Here is a 19,218-nt window from a genome sequence, read left to right as displayed (position 1 = left end):
GCTTCACCTAATGACGCGGTTCAACTCCGGATGCCGGAAGGGGGCACAAATGGAAGCGGACGTTCGGCTCCCAATCACCTGCAACAGAACGACCGCGCCTGGGAGGCTCGTATCAAAGCAAAAACCCGCGGCGAATTTCTCCGCGCGGGCTGATGCGAACTCTTTCGATGATGCCACTTTACTGGTGATTTGCCCGACGTGTCAAGTTGTTTTCGGTTTTTCCTATTTTGTCAGAAAATCCGATCTACGTTTCCAGACCGACATTCCTTGGAAATATGTCAGCTTGTCCCTTAAGGCCATGAGCGGAAGACAGCACTGGTGCCCGCACCCTTCCAACGCGATTGTTGCGCTGCACCGGGCGCTTGCTCGAGCGAGCCGTGGCCCGCGACGCCGGCGTGCACAACTTCTTGGCGAGCCGACCGCTAGCCAGGTTGCAGAATACAAGCTACGAATTGCGCGTGGTTTATTTTGACCAATGGACGGCCTGTCCGTCCTGGAAAGGCATCATCATGAAATTGTCTTCAAGTGCTGTCGCTCCCTCGATCCTCGCTATGTTCGCAACTGTCTTCCTGTGTGGCCCGGCATCGTCGCAAGGCTCGGCCACCAGCACGCTACCCGGTGTCACGGTCAATGCGCCGGAGCAGGCGGCCAGGCCCCATCATCTGCAACGGGGGTCGTCAAACACGGGGACATCCCGCAGGACAACCGGCACCTCAACCGCTCAAACGCCAGTGTTCGCGCCGAATTCAACATTGGGGAGGCTTGCCAAGCTGGAGAGAGAGGCCCGCAGCTGCAACGGTGGTTGCGAAACAAGTTTCAGGGTCGGCAACGCCCCCTGGGTTGGATGTAGCCTTGCTGCCGGGGGATATGATAGTAGCAATTTCTCGCCAACGTGCACAGACACGCTCAGCTACAACACTTACGCGCAGTGCGTAGAGACCAAGGCTTTCCTTGGCGCGCAACCCAGAGAATCTCGGTGGATTTGCACCAGCCTGCTGGCCGGGGGCAAGTTGCCCGGCGAAAAGCAATTCGCCGAGCATTCGGGCCGCCGCTAGTCCATGCCGCCCACCCACCGCACAAGAGACACAAGACAGCATGGCTCGAAACCATCGAGCCATGCGGAATGTCCGCTTCGGGTTAAAAAGGCGAAAAACTCGTGTGAGCCAATCTAGTCGGCTCCGCCCCCGAAAGCGGACGTCAGCGGGACGTGTCAGATTTGCGACGCTGGGCCAGGAGCGAACATTCAGGCTGAGGCGTGTGCCACCGCTAACCTACTTCTTCGCCTGTTCAATCTTGACGGTGCTGCTCGGACCGATACTCGTCGCTTGAAGAACCACCTCGCCGTCCTTTGCCATCGCGTAGTGGGAGATTTTCGCCGGTTCAATCAAGAACGAGCCGGGTGGGTAGGCCTTGAATTTACTTTCATCCCACTGATCACCGTACGCGTAATACAAGGTGCCGGACAGAACGATGGCCGTTCGCGTCTCACCATGCCAATGCGGCATGATCTTGAAGCCAGATGGGATTCTCACCCGCTCCGAAAATACTCCCGCCTTTTTCGGATCGCCATATAGGGTAGCGATTCCCACCGCTCCGGCGGGTCCCTCGAAATGAATGTCCTGAGGAAGCGTTGCGACAACCGCATCCTGGGCAAAAGCCGGCGTCGACCCACAGCGTGAAAGGATAGTCGGGAAACGGCGCATAGGACCGGCTGGACATCTCGAGCCACAGCCTGGCAGGCCGTGCAACCTTGCCGCCCCACACCACGCCGCAGCATTCCGGGATAACGGCGATCAGTGCGCCGGTCACCGCGGTGCTGAGACGCGCAGCGGGCAGCGGCTGCGGGCCTTTCCCAAGCACTGAAACGATCAGATGGCCTCGATGCCGCGCCGCAATCGTCTTGCCCTCCGACCAAGTCGTGGCAGTACGCGACCATAGGCCCGGATCCTGCGGTATAGGCGCCGCCATCGACATCACCGCGACGAATTCGTTACCGCAGCGAATGAGCGGCGAATTTGCTTGCCGAGCCCCCGCGGGGGTATCATCCGTCACTGCCTCCGCCGGCAATTCGGGATACCGCGTTCGAAGAGCTTTGGCGACGGCCGACATATCCGGAGTTGTCGGATTGTCCAGCAGCACAAAGGCGAGAGCACTCATTCAGCAACCATCTCTTTCGCTCAAGGGCAGAACAGAGGCTACCCTGGAACAAATAGGGAACGCAAGTCAACACGCAGCCTTTGTCTGAGCAAGTTCGCAGGGCGGAATAGTCGGCTCAGAGAGTTGATGCCCATCGGCAATCTTCCGAGAGATTTCGCCCCCGTGATGCGCCATCACGTGTCTCGCGCATCATAACGAAAAAGCCCGCAGCGGATTCTTCCGCGCGGGTTGATGTGCACTCGACGCGTCAAGTCGTTTCGGATTCTTATATGTGCCCCGAATGCCCGCTCTTCCTTTTCAAACCGACATTCCTAGACGCCCCGACGTGTCGAACTTTATCTAAAATGCACCAAATCGAATTTGGCGGAATGAAACTTCTTCACGCCACCATCATCTCCGATGAAGGATCAAGCGTTGCGCGGCGGCCCTCCGCTTGAAGTCCATCGAGGAGGAGATCGATGTACTACGTCGCCGGTGCACTGCTTGGCCTGTCAGGTCTGTTCTATTCCGCGAGCCATAACGAGATCGGCTCGTTTGGTGCCACCGTGTGTACTTACGGAAGCGCCTTCTGCGACAACCCCATATATGTTGTTACAGGCGCAGGTCTCGCGGCCGCGTGGGGCATGTTCGTCAGCATCCGCTAGTTTCGACGCAACAAACGATAATTGCGCCTACCCGGCACTGTGCGGCTTATTCCAGAAGAACTCGCGATTGCCGAGAGCCGCTTCTGCGTACTGATCGATCGCAACTTGAATGGCTTGAACGTGCATAGCGCACCAGCCTTCAAATGGTGCGAGGCGGCGGACTTGAGCCAGCGCCTTCACGAACTCCGAATGTTCGTCGCTATCCGTAAAATATTGCGGGCGCTCTCTCACCATTTTCGTCCTCCCAGCACCCTGCCCTTCACCGGACCCGGCTCAGACTTCCTCAGCGCGTCGCGCTGCGCACAGAGCTGCTCCACCTTGCCTTGCATGCGCTCCAACAGAGTCTCGGCCGAGGCCGTCGAGATGCCGGCGCGTTGAAGCTGCAAGACCTCCTTGCGTTGGCGCCCTATCTGCGCTCGATCTCCGAGCGGATGAATTCGAGGGTTGGCATTCTCGGCTCTTGCAGGCGATGAAGCTTGATAAGAACAAAACAAGAACATAGAGTCAATGCGTTATGGCCTCGTTCGGGCAAAAAGATTCACCCGCGCGAAGAGCAAACCTCGTGAGACACTGCCGGGCGCTCCTATCCGGAGAGCACCAAGGATCGATCGCGTTCATGTGCAATCTCTATTCGATCACCACCAACCAGGCGGCGATTGCCGATCTCTTTCGTGTCGTGCGCCGCTACGAAGGCAACTTGGCACCGATGCCGGGCGTGTTTCCGGATTACCCGGCGCCGGTCATCCGCGAAGCCGGCAATGGCGAACGCGAGATGGTGATGATGCGCTGGGGCATGCCGCCCCCACCACGCACCGGCGGCCCGCCCGTGACGAACATCCGCAACACCTCCTCGCCGCACTGGCGCGCCTGGCTCAAGCCGGAGCACCGCTGTCTCGTGCCGGTCAACAGTTTTGCCGAATACGCGCCGGAGCCCAACCCGGAGACCAAGAAGAAAGACGTCGTGTGGTCGCACTCGCAGATGCACGACCGTTGTTCGCCTTCGCCGGCATCTGGACCATTTTCAACGGTGATCGCGGTACGAAATCAAAACCCATCGCCCGCCCGCATCAGGTCTATGGCTTCCTCACCACTGCACCGAATGCGATTGTCGAGCCGATCCATTCCAAGGCCATGCCGGTGATCCTGACTACCGCTGAAGAACGGGACGTGTGGCTACGGGCACCATGGGATGAAGCCAAGGCGCTGCAGCGACCGCTCGCGGACCAAGAGCTCAAGATCGTCGCGCGCGGGGCTGAAAAGGAAGACATAGCTTCACGGGTTTGAATTGTTGAAATTGAATGCCGTTCGATCAAATGTGACGAGAGATTTTACAATGGCAAATATCGATATGAACAAAGTGATTCCGATCGCCGAGGGCCACGAAATTTGGGCGGCAAGAGGAAAGGCAATTCAAGCGTACGCAAACCTAGAGCAGTCATTTGCAACACTTTTCGCCGGCCTCTCGGACGCATCAATAAGGACCGCCGCCATTGTTCTCTTTAGAATTACTAACTCTGATGCAAGAAACAAGATTCTAGAGAAGCTGTTCCGACAGAAGTTTCAGGAAGAACTCAAGGAATTCAGAAAGTCTCTTTTTAGCCAACTCCGGCCGATCGACATAGAACGCAACGAAATCGTCCATTGGAACGCGGCATGTCACATGGGCCTTGATGAAGACGGGCAAGAAACTGCGAACGTATTTCTAATGCCTCCAGCGTCGTTAACAGCGGTAGCTAGCGACACACCCACGAAGGATATTCATGCAATCAAAGCGTTCTCGGCGAAGTGCAGATTTTATAGCTCTCTGATCAACATGTTCTGCTCTGTGGAGTGCCGCACTTTCGAGCAAGCGCTTCCGGATGAAGTGACGCGTCCGTGGCGCGACATATTCGCGCGGGAAATAGTTTATCCGCCGCCCATGGAGCACCCGCTATTCCCCCAACAAAACGCACTCGAAAACTATATTCAAGCATTCATCGTCAGGTGAGCGTTCCTGCAGGCGCGGGCCTGGCAGCCGCCCGGGAATGTTCGTCAGCGTCCGCTAGTCTGCTGGGTCACTCCGGCCACCTCAACAACAAAGCCCGCGACCGGTGACGGCGCGGGCTCGACGATTTCTGCGATGATGCCTGTTTACAGGTGATTTGCGCGACGTGTCAACCGCGAATGCGGACAATCCGAAACGTACTGTCGAGCAGACGGCGGGAACTTTTCGTCCCTAACCCGAGTTAGCCGGGAGAATTCGGAAAAGCCAGCCGACGCGAGACACCGCCCTCCATGAGCGCCCCCACCCTTCCCGCACCGCCAAAATCCCTCCGGATGGTGCTGAAGCGGCTGGGGCCCGGTCTGATCACAGGGGCCGCCGACGACGATCCGTCGGGCATCGCCACCTATTCGCAGGCCGGCGCGCAGTTCGGCTATGGCCTGCTCTGGACGGTGTTTCTCACCCTGCCATTCATGATCGCGATCCAGCTCGTCAGCGCGCGGATCGGCCGGGTCACCGGCAAGGGGCTGGCGGCCAACGTCATGAAGCTCGTGCCGCGCTGGCTGGTGCTGGCGCTGGTCGCGATGCTCGTTGCCGCGAACACGTTCAACATCGCGGCCGACATCGCCGCGATGGCAGAGGCGCTCTCGCTCGTCATCGGCGGGCTGAACCACGAGCACGCGCTGATCTTCGCGGCATCCTCGACCCTGCTCCAAGTCTTCGTGCCCTATCGTCGCTACACGCCGGTGCTGAAATTTTTGACGCTCTCGCTGTTCGCCTATGTCGCGACCGCCTTCACCGTGAACATCCCCTGGAGTACGGCGCTGCTCGCAGCAGTCTGGCCGCAGGCCAACATCAGCGCCGATTATTTCCTGATGGTGGTCGCCGTGCTCGGCACCACCATCAGCCCCTATCTCTTCTTCTGGCAGGCCTCCCAGGAGGTCGAGGAGATGAACCACAGGAATCGCCAGCCCCTGGCGAAGGCGCCGCGCACCGGGGATCCCGAGCTGACGCGCATCAGGGCCGACACCACGCTCGGCATGCTGCTCTCGAACGGCATCGCCTTCTTCATCATCCTGACCACGGCCTCAGTCCTGCACGCCAACGGCGTCACCAGGATCAATTCAGCAACGGAAGCCGCCGAAGCGCTGCGGCCGCTCGCCGGCGATTTCACCTTCCTGCTGTTCGCGCTCGGCATCATCGGCACGGGCCTCCTGGCGATCCCGGTGCTGGCGGGCTCGGCGGCCTATGGCGTTGCGGAGATCTTCGGATGGCGCGCCACGCTGGAGGCAAAGCCGGATGAAGCCGTCGGCTTCTACACGATCATCGCGGCCGCGACCGTCATCGGCTTCTCGCTCGGCTTCACCGGCATCGATTCCATCCACATGCTGGTGTGGAGCGCGGTGCTCAACGGCATCGTCGCCGTCCCCATCATGGCGATGATGATGCTGATCGTCTCGAACGCCGGCGTCATGGGCAAGTTCAGGGCGCGGACATGGCTGATCGCGCTCGGCTGGCTCGGCACCGCGCTGATGGCGCTCGCGGTCGTGGCCCTGCTCGGCTCGTCCGTGGTCGGCTAGTGCGACGCCAAAGCGCCCGCGGCAAGAAGGATCAGTTCGACGTCAGGGCCGCCGAAACCTGCGATGCAATGATGAAAGCCACGAACACGGCCGGCACGCTGATCAGTCTCAGAAACTGGTCTACCGAAAGCATCTGTCATCCCCCAAAGACAATGCGCCTTCGCCAATCGTGCGCCCTACTGAACCCTCTGCACGATTTGCCGATCGGCCGTGAGAATCTGGTCGGAAATGGCTGCCCCGCCCAAGGTGAGCAGCGCCAGAATCGACATAACGGCCAAGGCTTGCATGGGGCTGATCGTGGGGGTCCGATTGTGGCCAAAAAGGAAAGAAGCCGGCGCAATTTCGCGGCGGTCCCCGGAAAGATCGTGGCTATCCCCAGGCTTTCGGGCAACCCTCTGCGCTGCAAAACAACGCCGCTGCATAAGCGCCGCGCGCCTCCGTCGCTTCACGGGGCTCGTGCCTTGGCTTAACAAGCAAGAGATCAACAAGGCTCATTAAGCAGCCGCCGGGGAGCGACATGACGACATCATCCAAGGCCACCAGTCTCGAAATCCTCGCCTGCGACGCCGGCTGGCGAAACTACCATTTCGTCAAGCTGACGACGGAAGACGGCATCGTCGGCTGGAGCGAGTTCGACGAGGGCTTTGGCTCGCCCGGCGTCGGCGCTGCGATCCAGCGGCTGTCGAGCCGCGTGGTCGGGCAGAACGTCTTCCAGCACGAGCGCATCCATGCCGAGCTGTTCGCAGCGACGCGGCCTGCTGCCGGCGGCGTGGTGGCGCAGGCGCTGGGCGCGATCGAGAACGCGCTGCTCGATGCCAAGGCCAAGTGCCTCGGCGTGCCGTGCTATGAGCTCCTCGGCGGCAAGATCCGCGACCGCGTGCGCGTGTACTGGTCGCATTGCGCGACGTGGCGGATCAATCATCCCTCCTGGTACAAGCCAGGAATCGAAAGCCTCGACGACGTCAAGGCCATGGGGCGCGAGGTGCGCGAGAAGAAATTTTCGGCGCTCAAGACCAACATCTTCTCCTATGACGACGGCAAGCCGACGGGCTGGCGGCCCGGCTTCGGCTCGCCGTTTGCGCCCGAGATCAATGTCGACCGCAAAATCCTGCGCGACCTGCACATGCATCTGGAGGCAATCCGCGACGGCGCAGGCCCCGATGTCGAGATCCTGCTCGACTGCAACTTCAACGCCAAGACCGAAGGCTATCTGAAGATCCTGCGCGCGATCGCCGACATCGACATGTTCTGGGTCGAGATCGACAGCTTCAATCCGGAAGCGCTCGGCTACATCCGCAGGCAAAGCCCGCACCCGATCTCGTCCTGCGAGACGCTGCTCAGCTTACGCGAATTCCTGCCCTATTTCCGCGAGCAGGCAATGGACGTCGCGATCATCGACACGCCGTGGAATGGCGTCTGGCAGTCGATGAAGATCGCGTCGGCGGCCGAAGCCTTCGAGGTCAACGTCGCGCCGCATAATTTCTACGGCCATCTCTGCTCGATGATGAACGCGCATTTCTGCGCCGCGGTGCCGAACCTGCGCATCATGGAGATCGACATCGATCGCCTGGCGTGGGACCGCGAGCTGTTCACGCACGAGCCGGAGATCGCGAACGGCCATCTCGTCATTCTGGACCGCCCGGGCTGGGGCACCGAGCCGAACGAGGAGACGCTGCGCGCACATCCGCCGAAGACCCACGGCGGACTGCTCAGCTATGGCCGCAAGAGCTGAAGGACTCAAGAGCTGAAGGACTACGGCGTTATGGGGTTGACGGCCGGGGATGTCTTCGGTCCCGGCCGCGCCGGCTCTATTCGTGATCTCGGATCGGTCGGCAGCACCATGGCGCCTGCGGCGCGCGCGGCTTCACCCGTGGTGTGATACATCGCGACATGCGCGGGCTGCGTCTTGGCCCGGCTCCACGGGCCGTGATCAACGAGCAGCATCGCGGCAATGGTGAGGCCTGCGACGATGAGCGCGATTACGCCGGGATGGCGAAGCGCAACGGCAAGGGAGTTCGTGAAGCTTATTGCCATCGAACACTCTGGGCTGTTTCCTCTGAGTCGTTAACTCGGTGAGCTCGCGTCGGGTTCCGGCTGGAACAGGTGGGTTCCGCGAGAGTCCGAGGAATTCAACGGTTGCTTCACTTCACGTCGGGACGCGCGTCGCCGACGAACTTGTCGCGGTTCGGCATCTTGATCGCGGCCAGCGATTTGGCATCGAGCGTCGCATCCGCGCCGAGCAGTCCGTTCAGGCTCAGGATGTAGGCGGACACCGCATAGACGGCGTCATTGCTGAGAGACTGCGGCGCGTTCTGCGGCATGGCGCGGCGGATGTAGTCGAACAGCGTCGTCGCGTAAGGCCAGTAGCTGCCGACAGTGCGGATCGGCCTCGCTGTCCCGATCGTCCCCTACCCTCCGACCAGCCGATCACCCAAGCCGCCCTCGCCCTTGTCGCCATGGCAGGACGCGCATTGCTGAGCGAAGACCTCGCCTCCCCGACTGACCGTGCCGCGGCCCTCAGGCAGATTGCTGCCGTCCCGTCCGATGTCGATGTTCCAGCCTGCGATCTCCGCGGGCGATGCCGACCGTCCGATGCCGTACGGGCTTTGCGCAGACGCGCCGCCCGTCCACGCGCACAGCAGGATTGCGAAGGCGATGCCGCCAAATTCACGCCAGCGCATTGGTCACCTCACCGCTGTCTGCGATGCGCCAGGGCCAGATCGCGTCGTTGTGGTAGAAATAGTTTTCGCCGCGCACGGCAAGGAGCTGATCAAGCGTCGGCTGGACGTAGCCGGTCTCGTCGATGGCGCGGCTCTGGATCACGGCGGCCTTGCCGTCCCATCGCCACGGAAAGCGGAAGCGCGTCAACGCGCGCGTCAGCACCGGCTCCTGCAATTGCGCTGACTGCCAGCTCTTGCCGTCATCGACGGACACCTCCACGCGGGCGATCCTGCCGTGCCCGCTCCAGGCAATCCCGGTGATCTCGTGAAAGCCGGGCGCATCGAGGCGCTGTCCGCCGGAGGGACGCGTGATGATCGACTTGGCTTCCATGTAGAAGGAGAACTCGCGCGCGGTGCCGTCGGGCAGCAGGTCGGTGTATTTCGAGGTCTCCTCGCGCGAATAGGTGGGCTCCGACGTCACGTGCAGGCGCCGCAGCCACTTCACGCTCATGTTGCCCTCGAATCCGGGGAGAAAAAGCCGCAGGGGATAGCCCTGCTGCGGCCGCAGCCGCTCGCCGTTCTGGCTGTAGACCAGCATGGCATCGTCGAGGCATTTCTCGATCGGGATGCTGCGCGTCAGCGCCGCGGCGTCGGCGCCTTCGGCCACGACCCACTTGGCTTCCGGCCTGAGACCGGCTTCCTCGAGCACCAGCTTCACGCTCACGCCGGTCCACTCGGCACAACTCACCAGGCCCACGAGGTCGGAGGCGGTCTTGCCGTAAGGCTTTGTGTAGCCGGGATTGCCCGAGCACTCGAGGAAATGGATGCGCGACTGCGACGGAAAGCGCCGCAGGTTATCCATGGTGAAGATCAGGGGGCGCTCGACCAGGCCATGAAGCATCAGGCGGTGCTGCGCCGGATCGATCGTCGGCACGCCGCCGTGATGGCGCTCGTAGAACAGCCCGTTCGGCGTGATGATGCCGTCGAGTTCCTGCAACGGTGTCCGGCTCGAAGCCGAGATGTATTGCTTGAGGTTTTTCGAGATGTTCTTGACGACGTTCTTCTCGAACGGCGACGGCGCCCCGTAGGGCTGGCTGCCCATCGGCTCGCCCGGCGCCTTCATCCATTCGGGAATGTCGGGCGGTAGATTGTCCGTCCCAGCCGCCGTGGCGGCGGTGCCGGCACCGAAAACGACTGCACTGAGGGCCGCGCCGCCGGACTTTAGGAAGCGACGGCGCGTGGTTGCGTCTATGCCGTCAGTCGTTCGTGCCTTGGTCATTGCGGGCCCTCGTGCTCGGCCGCATGAAATCGCCTCGCGAGCGCCTTGGCAATTCGCGCGCGTTTCAAAATCAGGCGATCGTCGCGACGGCTGATCTAAATCCGCGGTCTCGCGGAGGAGTTCCTTTCCGGCGCCGCAGCGCATGAACAATCTGATCGGCGTCTCGGACTCTACTCGCCTGGCGAGATCGCGTTGCTTGGCGTCGGGCGATCCGCGATCTGTTGCCCGAACAGGCTGCCAATCAGCTCGACCGCGGTCCGCGCGGTGCGGCCGCGCTCGTCCAGGAACGGATTGAGCTCGACGATGTCGACCGACCGGACCAGACCGGAATCGTGCAGCAGCTCCATGATCAGATGCGCCTCGCGGTAGGTCGCTCCGCCCGGCACCGTGGTGCCGACGCCGGGAGCCACGCAGGGGTCGAGGAAATCGACGTCGAAGCTGACATGCAGCACCCCGTCGCTCTCCTTCACCCGCTCGATGAAGCGCCGGATCAGGACGGCAACGCCGAACTCGTCGATCTGGCGCATGTCTGCGACGCGGATACGCCGCGTGCGCATCAGCTCCTTCTCGAGCTTGTCGATCGAGCGCGTGCCGAACAGCTCGAGCTGGCCGGGATCGATCGAGGCGCGCGGCTCCTTGCCGAGCAGCCCGTCGAGCCCGGGCTCGCCGCACAAAAACGCCGCGGACATGCCATGCATGTTCGCCGTGATCGTCGTAGCCGGCGTGTTGTAGTCGGCATGCGCGTCGAGCCAGAGCACGAACAATTTGCGCCCGCGCTCTTGCCAATGACGCGCCATGGCGTTGACCGAGCCCATCGACAGCGTATGGTCGCCACCGAGAAAGATCGGGACCGTCCCACTCTTGGCGACGTCATAGGCGCGATGGCTCAGCAAGCGCGTCCAGCGCTGGATTTCGCGGTAGTGATTGGCGTTCTGGGGCGGCTCGTCGCTCGGATCAGGAATGCCGGCGACCGAAAGGTCGCCATGATCGACGACCTCGAAGTCGAGATTTTCCAGCAAGGTCGCAAGGCCGGCGGTCCGCAAGGCCGCAGGGCCCATCAGCGTCCCGCGCTGCGAAGCGCCCATGTCGATGGGAGCGCCGAGCAGCGCAATGCGCCTGGTTCGATCCGATGTTGTGCGATCGGTCACGACCATCTCCCTGATCAGGTCTGCGCTGAGGCATCAGCCTACCAGAGATTCGCCTCCGTCGTTTCCCGGGTCCGATCCATCGCCCGCCGACGCCCACGGGAACCAAACCTCGCCCGCGGCATTTTCAGTGTAGGCCGGCACCCGCCGTCAAGACGGCGCCAGTCGCGGATAGCCAAAGGTCTTCGGACCCGCTGTTCAGAACGAGCGCTCGCGAGGATAGCCAAAGGTGCCGGTCCCTGCCATTTCGCGGGCGTGGAGGTCGTAAGCCTTGAGCGTGGACATACCGGAACCAGTTGCGCAACCAGGCATAGCCGAGCGCGCCATCGATACCGCAACCGACGTCTCTCGCACGATCGGCGAGGTGGCCGGCGGCCTGCACGCCGCGGTCGATCGTCTTACAGCGGCCATCGAGGAGGCACGAAAGCCCGGCAAGCCGCTCTCGACGGTCGCCGCGATCACGCGCGAGGCGCCGCTGGCGAGCCTTTTCGTCGCGTTCCTGTTCGGCGTCGCGATTGCGCGCCGGCGCTAGAACAGTTTTGGTCCCCGCCGATCGAGCTGCGCCTCCCATGTCGCCAGTGTGGCAGCGACGATCATCACCGCGATTCCGGCAACGCTGACCCAAAGCTGCGCGACGAAGCCGCCGGAAACATCGCTGAGGATGACCTGACCGATAAAGGACAGCAGGACTCCCAGGCAATACATCGAAAGCGAGTTCTCGCCACAACGGATCATCGCGATCGCAGGCGGTGGTACCGGTCGGCGTCCCTCCCGGAGCGTGAACCGCGAAACCACGACGGCCAGCGCGAGAAAGTGCACCAGGCGCACCGGCGCCAGGTGGCTCTTGTAGATCGGATAGATCCATCCCGAGACATCGTCCGGGATCAGCAGCTGCAACACATCGAACTGCCAGCTCAAGGCGATGACAAGGCTGAACAGCAGATAGAGCAGCGCAACCACCAGGGTCACCCGCGACTGCACGAGTGGCCTGATCATGTTACCGCCGCTGCCGGCATACCAAGCGCCGAACACGAACAGGAGCTGGAATGCGAACGGATTGAAATAGAGTTCGCCCGTCGGCCAGGCCGGCACGTGCCAGCTCCGAAGCTGGACCATCAGATACACGAGGAACGAAACGACCAGCGTCGTCGTGGGGATGCGGATCAGGAGCCACAGCAGCAGCGGAAATGCGAGGTGCAGCAGCACGAAGGTCGGGAGGATATCGGTATTGACGGGCGTATATTGCAGCATCGCCGCATGCACGAGCGCCGCGCCGGGGTCCTTGAAGAAAAAGCCCGTGTTGGTTTCGTCGACGTACCGCTCACCACCGCCGACCAGCCATACCAGGGCGACATAGGCCCCAAACAGCAGCAAGAATGCGCAGTAGATCTCGAAACTCCGCCGCAGCGCCCGGGCGATCACCGTGAGCCATCCCTGCTCCGGCAGAGCGCCGCCATAGGCCAGCATGCAGGTGTAACCGGAGACGAAGACGAACACCTCGGTGGTGTCACTGAAGCCGTAGTTGCGCAGCGTCAGCCATGCCAGCGAATTGTCCGGGATATGATCGATGAAGATGAACCACAGTGCCAGTCCGCGACAGACGTCCAATCGCAGATCGCGATAGCCCTTCTGTCCGTGCAGAAGTGCTCCCTTGGCCAACTCCGGGTGATAATCCGTCACGATCCCGATGAGCCTCGAAACGACGGGCATGTCGCACGAGACTGCATGATACCGATTCTGCCGGGATTGTCTGTACCGCCGCGCGTCGCACTCAGGCGGCGCCGACGACCTCGTGGATCGGCTGCACCGTCAGAAACTGACGCCCGAATGCGGCGGCCGGCATCGGGCGGCCGAAGAAATAGCCCTGCCCTTCCTCGCATCCCATGCTGACCAGGAAGTCGGCCGTCGCGCGGTTCTCGATGCCCTCGGCGATCACGGAGAGACCAAGCTGCTTGCTCAGTCCGACGGTCGAGCTGACGATCGCTGCATCGTCGGAATCGGCGAGCAGATCGAGCACGAAGGAGCGGTCGATCTTGAGCCCGTCGAGCGGAAACTTCTTCAGATAGCTCAAGCTCGCGTAACCCGTGCCGAAGTCGTCGAACAGAACGCGGACACCGAGCTCCTGGATGCGCTTGAACATGTCGAGCACCCGCGCCTCGTCGAGGAGGAGGATATCCTCGGTCACCTCGAGCTCGAGCAGCGAGGGCGTGAGCCCGGTGGCGGCCAGCAATTCGCCTACCGAATGCGCCAGATCGCCCGAATGAAGCTGCGACGGCGACAGATTGATCGCGACGCGGACGTTGTTGCCGGACAGCTCCCACGCCCGCGCCTGTTTGCAGGCTGTCTCCATCACCCAGCCGGCGATCCGTTCCGAGAGCGCGGACGTGTTGACGACAGGCATGAACTCCGCCGGCGAGACGTAGCCGCGCGATGGATGACGCCAGCGGATCAGCGCTTCCGCGCCGAGGAGCGCGCCATCAACCAGACGAACCTGCGGCTGGTAAAACAGCTCGAATTCGTTGCGGTCAGCGGCCTGCGCGAGCTCACTCTCGAGCGTCAGCCTGTTCTCGAGCTCCTCTCTGATGGTGCTCTCGAAGATCACGTAGCCGCCGCGGTGGGTCGTCTTCGCCCGGTAGAGTGCGAGATGGCCGTTGCTCAGGAGGTCGTCGGCGTTCTGCCCGCCGTCCGGATAGAGGGCGACCCCGGCGCTGATCCTGACGCGATGCTGGCGCGTGCCGGCCGCGAGCGGCAGCTCGAACGCGCGCATCACGCGCTCGGTGAACACCGCGATCGGCTCATTGGCCTCGACGCAGTCGATCGCGATCGCGAACTCGTCGCCGCTGAGCCGCGCGACGATCGCTTTGACCCCGGCCTCGGCCCGCAGCCGCGCAGCGACCGCCTTGAGGACGAGATCACCGGCCGCATGACCGAACATATCGTTGATCTGCTGGAAGCCGTCGAGCCCCAGCACCAGGAGCGCGACCTCGTGCGACTGCCGCTTCGCCGCCGCGACCAGGCCGACCAGCCCCGCATGCAAGGTGTTGCGGTTGGCAAGGCCCGTGAGCGAGTCGTACTCGGCGAGATATTTCACGCGTTCGGCCTCGCGCTTGCGGACCGAGATGTCACGCAGGATCGCGCCGTACTGGAAGCCGTCCGTGCCTTGCCAGCCCGAGAAGCTGGCCTCGACCGGAAACACCTCGCCGGTCTTGCGCCGTCCCTCGAACTCGACGACGACGGCCCCGCCCGGGACCAGCAGCGCCTGACGCGCAGCGTCACGTGTCGAGAAGCGCTTGGCCGCGCCGTCGGTCGGCGCTGCGCAGAGCGTTTCGAAGGGGCGGCCGATCATTTCCGCCGGCATGTAGCCGAAGATCGCGCTCGCGCCGGGATTCCACACCGTGATCATGTGGTTCTCGTCGGTGCAGACCAGGCCGTCGCCGAGCGACATCGCGATGCGGTGGAAGCGGCTCTCGGCGATGCGACCGAGCAGGCTGCGGAAATCGATCTCGTCGAGCGCGATCGCGGTGAGATAGGCAACCGTCGCGATGTGGAACAGCGACGTGTCGATGACGAGCGGCCATTTCAGCTGCACGAGGGCAGCGAGCAGCTCGACTGCCGCCGCCGCCGCAACGAGGATCACAACCCGAACACCCGGACCGAGGCGGCGCCAGGAGAACATCATGAGCAGGGCCAGAGCACCGAGGCCCAGGATCATGCCGATATCGGAGGTCCAGCGCAGCGTGCGATGCTGAAGGATCGATTCCGCCGCCAGAGCCTGTAGCACGGGACCGGATGCGACATTGCCGTTGGGTACGCTGAAGCGGTCGCCGAGCTCGAAGGCAGTGGCCCCGACGAGGACCTTCTTGTCTTTCAGCTTGGCAAGGGTCGTGGCGTCGCCGCGCAAAACGTCGGCAAAGGAGACGCGCGGAATCGAAGACGCGCGGATCGAGAAATCGATCAGAAACGGCGCGCTCCGGTTGGCATATTGCCCCGCCAACACCGCCGCCATCGAAGGCACGAACTCGTCGCCGAGCTTCTCGCCGAAAGGATAGCGTCGAACCAGCCCGTCGGACTCCACCGAAACATTGACGACGGCCGGCCACGACTGTTCGCCGAACGGCGTCAGAGGGCGGTTGATGTGGATCCCGCCGCTGTTCGGTGCCGGTTGCTTGAAGGACGGCAGTATCGTCGAACCACCGACGTCCGTGAGCGCCTCGACGAAAGCCTGGTCGGATGCAGGATCGGACGGTGTGCTGAAATCGACGTCGAAGGCGACATCGCGAACGCCGGCGCCTTCGAGCTTGCGCAAGAGCTCGGCATGCAGCCGCCGCGGCCATGGCCAGACGCCGATCCGATCGATCGATGCCGCATCGATCGCAACCACGGCAATATCGCCGCTCGCCTCGCGCGATTGCCAGGCGAAGCGTAAATCGGTGAGCGCACTGCGCAGCGCGCCGTGCCATCCCGTGGACAGCACGACGGCAAGCGCAGCCACAACCAGAATATGCGGTCGATAGCGTTTCACTCAGTCCCCCCGCACATCCGGCTCAATCCGGACGCGCCCCCTTTGTCCACTTACGAAATAGCCTCAATGCTTGTGGCCATGCGCGTGGCCGTTGCTACCGTCGCCGCCGCCATTCCCGTTGCCATTGCCGTTGTTGCCTTTGTCATTGCCGGAATGGCCATTGTTGGAATTATCGCTCGACGAACCGGCCGTTGTCGCAGCCGTCGTCGTGGTCGTGCTCGAGGTGCTCGTGCTGCCGCTCGTGGTGCTGCTGCTCGTCGTCACGGCCGTCTGGGTGGCGCTGTTGGACACCGTCGTCGTGCTCGTCTTGCTATCGCTCCAGACAGTATCGGTGCTGGAGCTTGACGCACTTCTGACGGCGGCGGTCGTAACCGATCCGCGTGCGAGCCCGTGCGTCACCTTGTGGAAATTCAGCTTCACCTCACCAAGCGAGCTGGAGATGCGGACCACGCCCGGCTTGACGTGAGACTCGCCAGCCGCCTGCAGGGGTTTGGAAGCCGCTCCGGCCGCCTTGCCCGTCTCGATGTGCACGAGAGCATGGAAGCTGTGGCCGTTCGCAGCGTTGCGCGGAGCCGACAGGCCCGATTTCGGCACCGGCACTCGCTCGATGGTCGACGCGCGCGGCTTGCCCTGCTCGATCGGATTGAAGGTGCCGGAGCCGCTCAGGTTGAGGCCAGGCTTGCCATGCTCGAAGGCCGTCGCGGCCTGACCGGGCATCACCTGTGCGATCTGACCGGTGCGGAAATCGGAGACTTCGACCTGCCCGCGGACGACGCCGACCTTGGTGCTGCCGGCGTTCACCGTGACGCTGAACTGCGTGCCCTTGACCACGGCAGCGAGATAGGGCGTCTCGACTTCGAAATGCTTGACGTTGCGCTTTTCGACTTCGAGCAGGATCGAGCCCGCCTGCTGCACGATGGTGGTCGAAAGCCCGTCCTTCTGCTCCGTCGGCAGACCGACGACCGAATTCGGCGAGATCAGGATGGTCTCCTCGCCGCGCACCAGGAGCACGCGCCCGTTGCGTCCGGTCCGAATGGTATCGCCTGGCTTCAGCGTCTCTTCCTGCTTGAGCGAGACCTGCTGTGCGCCGTCGGTCGCGATCCAGACGTCGCCCGATGCCTTGCTGACCGACCAGACACCGCCGTCCGCTGCAAAGGCGTTGGAAGCAAATCCCAGTACTAGCGCAGCCAGGAAGGTGCGCCGCATTCCATCTCTGCCGAGCATGATGAGTCCTCAGTCCACGAACAGCGGGCCTGAGATTTATCGGAGATGTCTCAAGATAGGATTAGCCGGAGTCCCGGCAAGTTCCATCGCTCCGTTAACCAATCGTTGACCATAAAAAACTATGAAAAATCATGAGCCTAACGATCTCTTACCATGCGCGCGAAGGGGCTCCGTTGAACTACGGAGAGCGGTCTCGATGGAGCCGCCGGTGGAGACATTTTGTGACCCTAATGGGCCTGCTTGTGCCCACTCTTGCGGCAATTCCGCAAGGTCTCGCGCAGCAAGCCAACCAGCCGGGCTTCGATCCGCGACAGACCGAAAAGTATTTCGACACACAGTCCGATCAGAACTCCCGCAGCCGCACTCCCGTAAGACTACCGAGTCTCGGCCGGCCCGACGTCGGCGCCGATGCCCGGCCGCAATTCGTGCTTCGCCACGTCAGCATCGTTGGTGCGGACAGCATTCCGCGTGAGCGGATCACCAGCACCTGGCAACCGTATCTTGGAAAGCAGGTGTCGCAGGCGGACCTCGCGGCGATCGCCGGCGCCGTCAGCGATCTCTATCGCTCCGCCGGTTTCCATCTGAGCCGGGCCATCATCCCGCCGCAGGACATCCACGATGGACGCGTGCAAATCCGGGTGATCGAAGGCTCCATCGTCGAGGCCGACTTGAAAGGCGACGGCGCCGAGCAGTTCGGCATCCGTCCGATGCTGGGGCCGGTCCTCGGCGAACATCCCTCGCACCTCGCCACGCTCGAACGCCAGCTTTATCTGATCAACGGATGGCCGGGGGTGCGGATCGCAGATACCGCGCTCGAGGAGATTGGCACCGCGAGCGGCCGTTTCCGCCTCACGGTCTTCCTGAAGACCTGGCACATCTTCAGCTCGTTCGGCCTGGACAATCTTGGATCATCGTCGGTCGGACCGTGGCAGACCTATGCGACCGGCGCCTTCAATTCTTACCTCGCGCCCGGCGATACGCTGGCGGTCAACCTGTCGACGATCGCGAACGATCCACGTCAGCTTGGCTTCGGACGATTGTCCTATGACGCGCCGGTCGGCGTCGACGGCGTACGGCTCGGCGCCTCGATCCTGTACAGCGCGGTGCGGCCGGGCGATGCCCGTCGCCTCGACAGCGACATCACGACGACGGAAGCCTTCGAACTACGGGCAAGCATCGTCCCGCTTCAGTCGCAAGCATCTTCGCTCACGCTCACCTCGGCCTTAACGTTCAGCAACGTATCGGAGCACGATATGTTTGGGCCGTGGTACAATGACCACATCAGGACCGCGAGCCTGACCTCGGATTACCGGCTGCAGGACCGCTTCGGCGGCACCAACTATCTGACCCTGACCTACCGCCAGGGACTCGACATCTTCGGCGCCTCGCACTGGACCGACGACCTTCTGTCGCGCGACGGCGCCTCGGCGAACTTCTCGGTGTTGAACGCCTGGTTCACGCGCTATCAGACCCTCACCGACGCTTGGTCGATCAAGCTCTCAGGCGCAAGCCAGACCGCATCCCGGCCGCTGTTCAGCTCGCAACAATTCTATCTCGGCGGCGCCGCCTTCGGCCGCGGCTATGGCGCCGCCGAAATCAGTGGCGACAATGGGCTTGCCGGATCGATCGAGCTCCGCTTCGACCAGACGGTCAACTTCCGCTACTGGACCGGCTACCAGATCTACGGCTTTGCCGATGCCGGCGCGGTGTGGAACGATGGCTATCGGCTGAGTGACGGACTGTCGCTGACATCCGCCGGCGCCGGCATACGCCTGTTCCTGTGGGACGATTTACGAGCCGATCTCGCCGTCGCAGTTCCGCTCAGCTATCGCGCGCCTGACAATGAGCGGCGGAACGCGCGGTTCCTGTTCACGCTATCGAGTGCCTTCAGGCTCTGCCCGGAGCGCGGCAAGGCGAACTGCATCTAGTTTCCGGCCTAACGTTAGCCTGCGATCAAGCTTGCCTAAATTTAATCCCGTCTCGCCCTCACAATCGCTCGATCCGCGAGTTCCCCATCATACCTCTG

General features: G+C 62.5%; 17 protein-coding genes and 2 pseudogenes. 8 read left to right on the top strand and 11 right to left on the bottom strand.

The features are described 5' to 3' along the window. The first annotated feature begins 377 nt into the window (after positions 1 to 377). Positions 378 to 1,055 (top strand): hypothetical protein, encoded by a 678-nt coding sequence (locus NLN62_RS32340; protein ID WP_254111498.1) that lies wholly within the window; start codon positions 378 to 380, stop codon positions 1,053 to 1,055. Positions 1,056 to 1,271: 216 nt separating this feature from the next. Here the strand turns inward: NLN62_RS32340 and NLN62_RS32335 are convergent, their stop codons facing one another. Then, on the bottom strand, positions 1,272 to 1,505 hold the full coding sequence (locus NLN62_RS32335) for a cupin domain-containing protein (RefSeq protein ID WP_254111497.1): 234 nt from the start codon (positions 1,503 to 1,505) through the stop codon (positions 1,272 to 1,274). Further along, positions 1,486 to 2,157: a hypothetical protein gene (locus tag NLN62_RS32330; RefSeq protein WP_254111496.1), complete on the bottom strand. Its 672-nt coding sequence runs from the start codon at positions 2,155 to 2,157 to the stop codon at positions 1,486 to 1,488. The genes NLN62_RS32335 and NLN62_RS32330 overlap by 20 nt, the downstream gene beginning before the upstream one ends. 458 nt (positions 2,158 to 2,615) lie before the next feature. Between NLN62_RS32330 and NLN62_RS32325 the strand changes: the two genes are divergently transcribed. Beyond that, positions 2,616 to 2,801 (top strand): hypothetical protein, encoded by a 186-nt coding sequence (locus NLN62_RS32325; protein WP_254111495.1) that lies wholly within the window; start codon positions 2,616 to 2,618, stop codon positions 2,799 to 2,801. A 27-nt stretch (positions 2,802 to 2,828) separates the two neighbouring features. Here NLN62_RS32325 and NLN62_RS32320 read toward each other — a convergent pair whose 3' ends face one another. Together NLN62_RS32320 and NLN62_RS32315 are read right to left on the bottom strand one after the other, a co-directional pair. Continuing rightward, a complete protein-coding gene (locus NLN62_RS32320) occupies positions 2,829 to 3,035 on the bottom strand; it encodes a hypothetical protein (protein WP_254111494.1) in 207 nt (68 codons plus the stop codon). Further along, complete coding sequence (locus NLN62_RS32315) at positions 3,029 to 3,187, bottom strand: hypothetical protein (protein ID WP_254111493.1); 159 nt, start codon at positions 3,185 to 3,187, stop codon at positions 3,029 to 3,031. The genes NLN62_RS32320 and NLN62_RS32315 overlap by 7 nt, the downstream gene beginning before the upstream one ends. A 230-nt stretch (positions 3,188 to 3,417) precedes the next feature. On the opposite strand from NLN62_RS32315, the pseudogene NLN62_RS32310 reads away from it, so the two are divergent. The 4 genes and pseudogenes from NLN62_RS32310 (at position 3,418) to NLN62_RS32295 (ending at position 8,094) form a co-directional block, all read left to right on the top strand. Then, positions 3,418 to 4,085: pseudogene (locus NLN62_RS32310) on the top strand (SOS response-associated peptidase). Between the two features lie 49 nt (positions 4,086 to 4,134). After that, a complete protein-coding gene (locus tag NLN62_RS32305) occupies positions 4,135 to 4,788 on the top strand; it encodes a hypothetical protein (protein ID WP_254111492.1) in 654 nt (217 codons plus the stop codon). Between the two features lie 287 nt (positions 4,789 to 5,075). Continuing rightward, positions 5,076 to 6,362 carry an NRAMP family divalent metal transporter gene (locus tag NLN62_RS32300; RefSeq protein ID WP_254111491.1) on the top strand — a complete coding sequence of 429 codons (1,287 nt, stop codon included), beginning with the start codon at positions 5,076 to 5,078 and terminating at the stop codon, positions 6,360 to 6,362. A gap of 517 nt (positions 6,363 to 6,879) precedes the next feature. Further along, positions 6,880 to 8,094, top strand: coding sequence for a mandelate racemase/muconate lactonizing enzyme family protein (locus tag NLN62_RS32295; RefSeq protein ID WP_254111490.1), 1,215 nt, complete (start codon positions 6,880 to 6,882; stop codon positions 8,092 to 8,094). 20 nt (positions 8,095 to 8,114) lie between these two features. Here NLN62_RS32295 and NLN62_RS32290 read toward each other — a convergent pair whose 3' ends face one another. The 4 genes and pseudogenes from NLN62_RS32290 to rocF form a co-directional block, all read right to left on the bottom strand. Continuing rightward, complete coding sequence (locus tag NLN62_RS32290; RefSeq protein WP_254111489.1) at positions 8,115 to 8,396, bottom strand: hypothetical protein; 282 nt, start codon at positions 8,394 to 8,396, stop codon at positions 8,115 to 8,117. A gap of 107 nt (positions 8,397 to 8,503) precedes the next feature. Then, positions 8,504 to 9,043 (bottom strand): annotated as a pseudogene (locus NLN62_RS32285) (c-type cytochrome). After that, positions 9,030 to 10,301, bottom strand: coding sequence for a sulfite dehydrogenase (gene soxC / locus NLN62_RS32280; RefSeq protein WP_254111488.1), 1,272 nt, complete (start codon positions 10,299 to 10,301; stop codon positions 9,030 to 9,032). The pseudogene NLN62_RS32285 and the gene soxC overlap by 14 nt, the downstream one beginning before the upstream one ends. Positions 10,302 to 10,471: 170 nt before the next feature. Further along, positions 10,472 to 11,449, bottom strand: a complete 978-nt coding sequence (gene rocF, locus NLN62_RS32275; protein WP_254111487.1) for an arginase — start codon at positions 11,447 to 11,449, stop codon at positions 10,472 to 10,474. Between the two features lie 268 nt (positions 11,450 to 11,717). On the opposite strand from rocF, the gene NLN62_RS32270 reads away from it, so the two are divergent. Then, the gene (locus NLN62_RS32270) at positions 11,718 to 11,978 is read left to right on the top strand and encodes a hypothetical protein (protein ID WP_254111486.1); all 261 of its coding nucleotides are present in this window, start codon (positions 11,718 to 11,720) and stop codon (positions 11,976 to 11,978) included. Here the strand turns inward: NLN62_RS32270 and NLN62_RS32265 are convergent. The 3 genes from NLN62_RS32265 to NLN62_RS32255 all read right to left on the bottom strand — a co-directional run bounded on the left by NLN62_RS32265 (position 11,975) and on the right by NLN62_RS32255 (position 17,192). Next, entirely contained in the window at positions 11,975 to 13,156 is a 1,182-nt protein-coding gene (locus NLN62_RS32265; RefSeq protein ID WP_254111485.1) for an OpgC domain-containing protein, read from the bottom strand. The genes NLN62_RS32270 and NLN62_RS32265 overlap by 4 nt on opposite strands. Positions 13,157 to 13,217: 61 nt before the next feature. Then, positions 13,218 to 15,968, bottom strand: coding sequence for an EAL domain-containing protein (locus NLN62_RS32260; protein ID WP_254111484.1), 2,751 nt, complete (start codon positions 15,966 to 15,968; stop codon positions 13,218 to 13,220). 63 nt (positions 15,969 to 16,031) lie between these two features. Next, on the bottom strand, positions 16,032 to 17,192 hold the full coding sequence (locus tag NLN62_RS32255) for a FecR domain-containing protein (RefSeq protein WP_254111483.1): 1,161 nt from the start codon (positions 17,190 to 17,192) through the stop codon (positions 16,032 to 16,034). 131 nt (positions 17,193 to 17,323) lie between these two features. On the opposite strand from NLN62_RS32255, the gene NLN62_RS32250 reads away from it, so the two are divergent. Next, on the top strand, positions 17,324 to 19,120 hold the full coding sequence (locus NLN62_RS32250; RefSeq protein WP_254111482.1) for a ShlB/FhaC/HecB family hemolysin secretion/activation protein: 1,797 nt from the start codon (positions 17,324 to 17,326) through the stop codon (positions 19,118 to 19,120). Positions 19,121 to 19,218: the final 98 nt, after the last annotated feature.

Source organism: Bradyrhizobium sp. CCGUVB23, from assembly GCF_024199885.1.
Taxonomy (GTDB): Bacteria; Pseudomonadota; Alphaproteobacteria; order Rhizobiales; family Xanthobacteraceae; genus Bradyrhizobium.
This window is presented reverse-complemented; position numbering and strand designations above follow the sequence as displayed.

What these genes read in the sequence shown, in the direction of transcription:
- NLN62_RS32335 (WP_254111497.1), bottom strand. Translation starts at nt 1,505, where the DNA reads ATGCCGCATTGGCATGGTGAGACGCGAACGGCCATCGTTCTGTCCGGC.
- NLN62_RS32330 (WP_254111496.1), bottom strand. Translation starts at nt 2,157, where the DNA reads ATGAGTGCTCTCGCCTTTGTGCTGCTGGACAATCCGACAACTCCGGAT.
- NLN62_RS32325 (WP_254111495.1), top strand. Translation starts at nt 2,616, where the DNA reads ATGTACTACGTCGCCGGTGCACTGCTTGGCCTGTCAGGTCTGTTCTAT.
- NLN62_RS32320 (WP_254111494.1), bottom strand. Translation starts at nt 3,035, where the DNA reads ATGGTGAGAGAGCGCCCGCAATATTTTACGGATAGCGACGAACATTCG.
- NLN62_RS32305 (WP_254111492.1), top strand. Translation starts at nt 4,135, where the DNA reads ATGGCAAATATCGATATGAACAAAGTGATTCCGATCGCCGAGGGCCAC.
- NLN62_RS32300 (WP_254111491.1), top strand. Translation starts at nt 5,076, where the DNA reads ATGAGCGCCCCCACCCTTCCCGCACCGCCAAAATCCCTCCGGATGGTG.
- NLN62_RS32295 (WP_254111490.1), top strand. Translation starts at nt 6,880, where the DNA reads ATGACGACATCATCCAAGGCCACCAGTCTCGAAATCCTCGCCTGCGAC.
- NLN62_RS32290 (WP_254111489.1), bottom strand. Translation starts at nt 8,396, where the DNA reads ATGGCAATAAGCTTCACGAACTCCCTTGCCGTTGCGCTTCGCCATCCC.
- soxC (WP_254111488.1), bottom strand. Translation starts at nt 10,301, where the DNA reads ATGACCAAGGCACGAACGACTGACGGCATAGACGCAACCACGCGCCGT.
- NLN62_RS32265 (WP_254111485.1), bottom strand. Translation starts at nt 13,156, where the DNA reads ATGCCCGTCGTTTCGAGGCTCATCGGGATCGTGACGGATTATCACCCG.
- NLN62_RS32255 (WP_254111483.1), bottom strand. Translation starts at nt 17,192, where the DNA reads ATGCTCGGCAGAGATGGAATGCGGCGCACCTTCCTGGCTGCGCTAGTA.
- NLN62_RS32250 (WP_254111482.1), top strand. Translation starts at nt 17,324, where the DNA reads ATGAGCCTAACGATCTCTTACCATGCGCGCGAAGGGGCTCCGTTGAAC.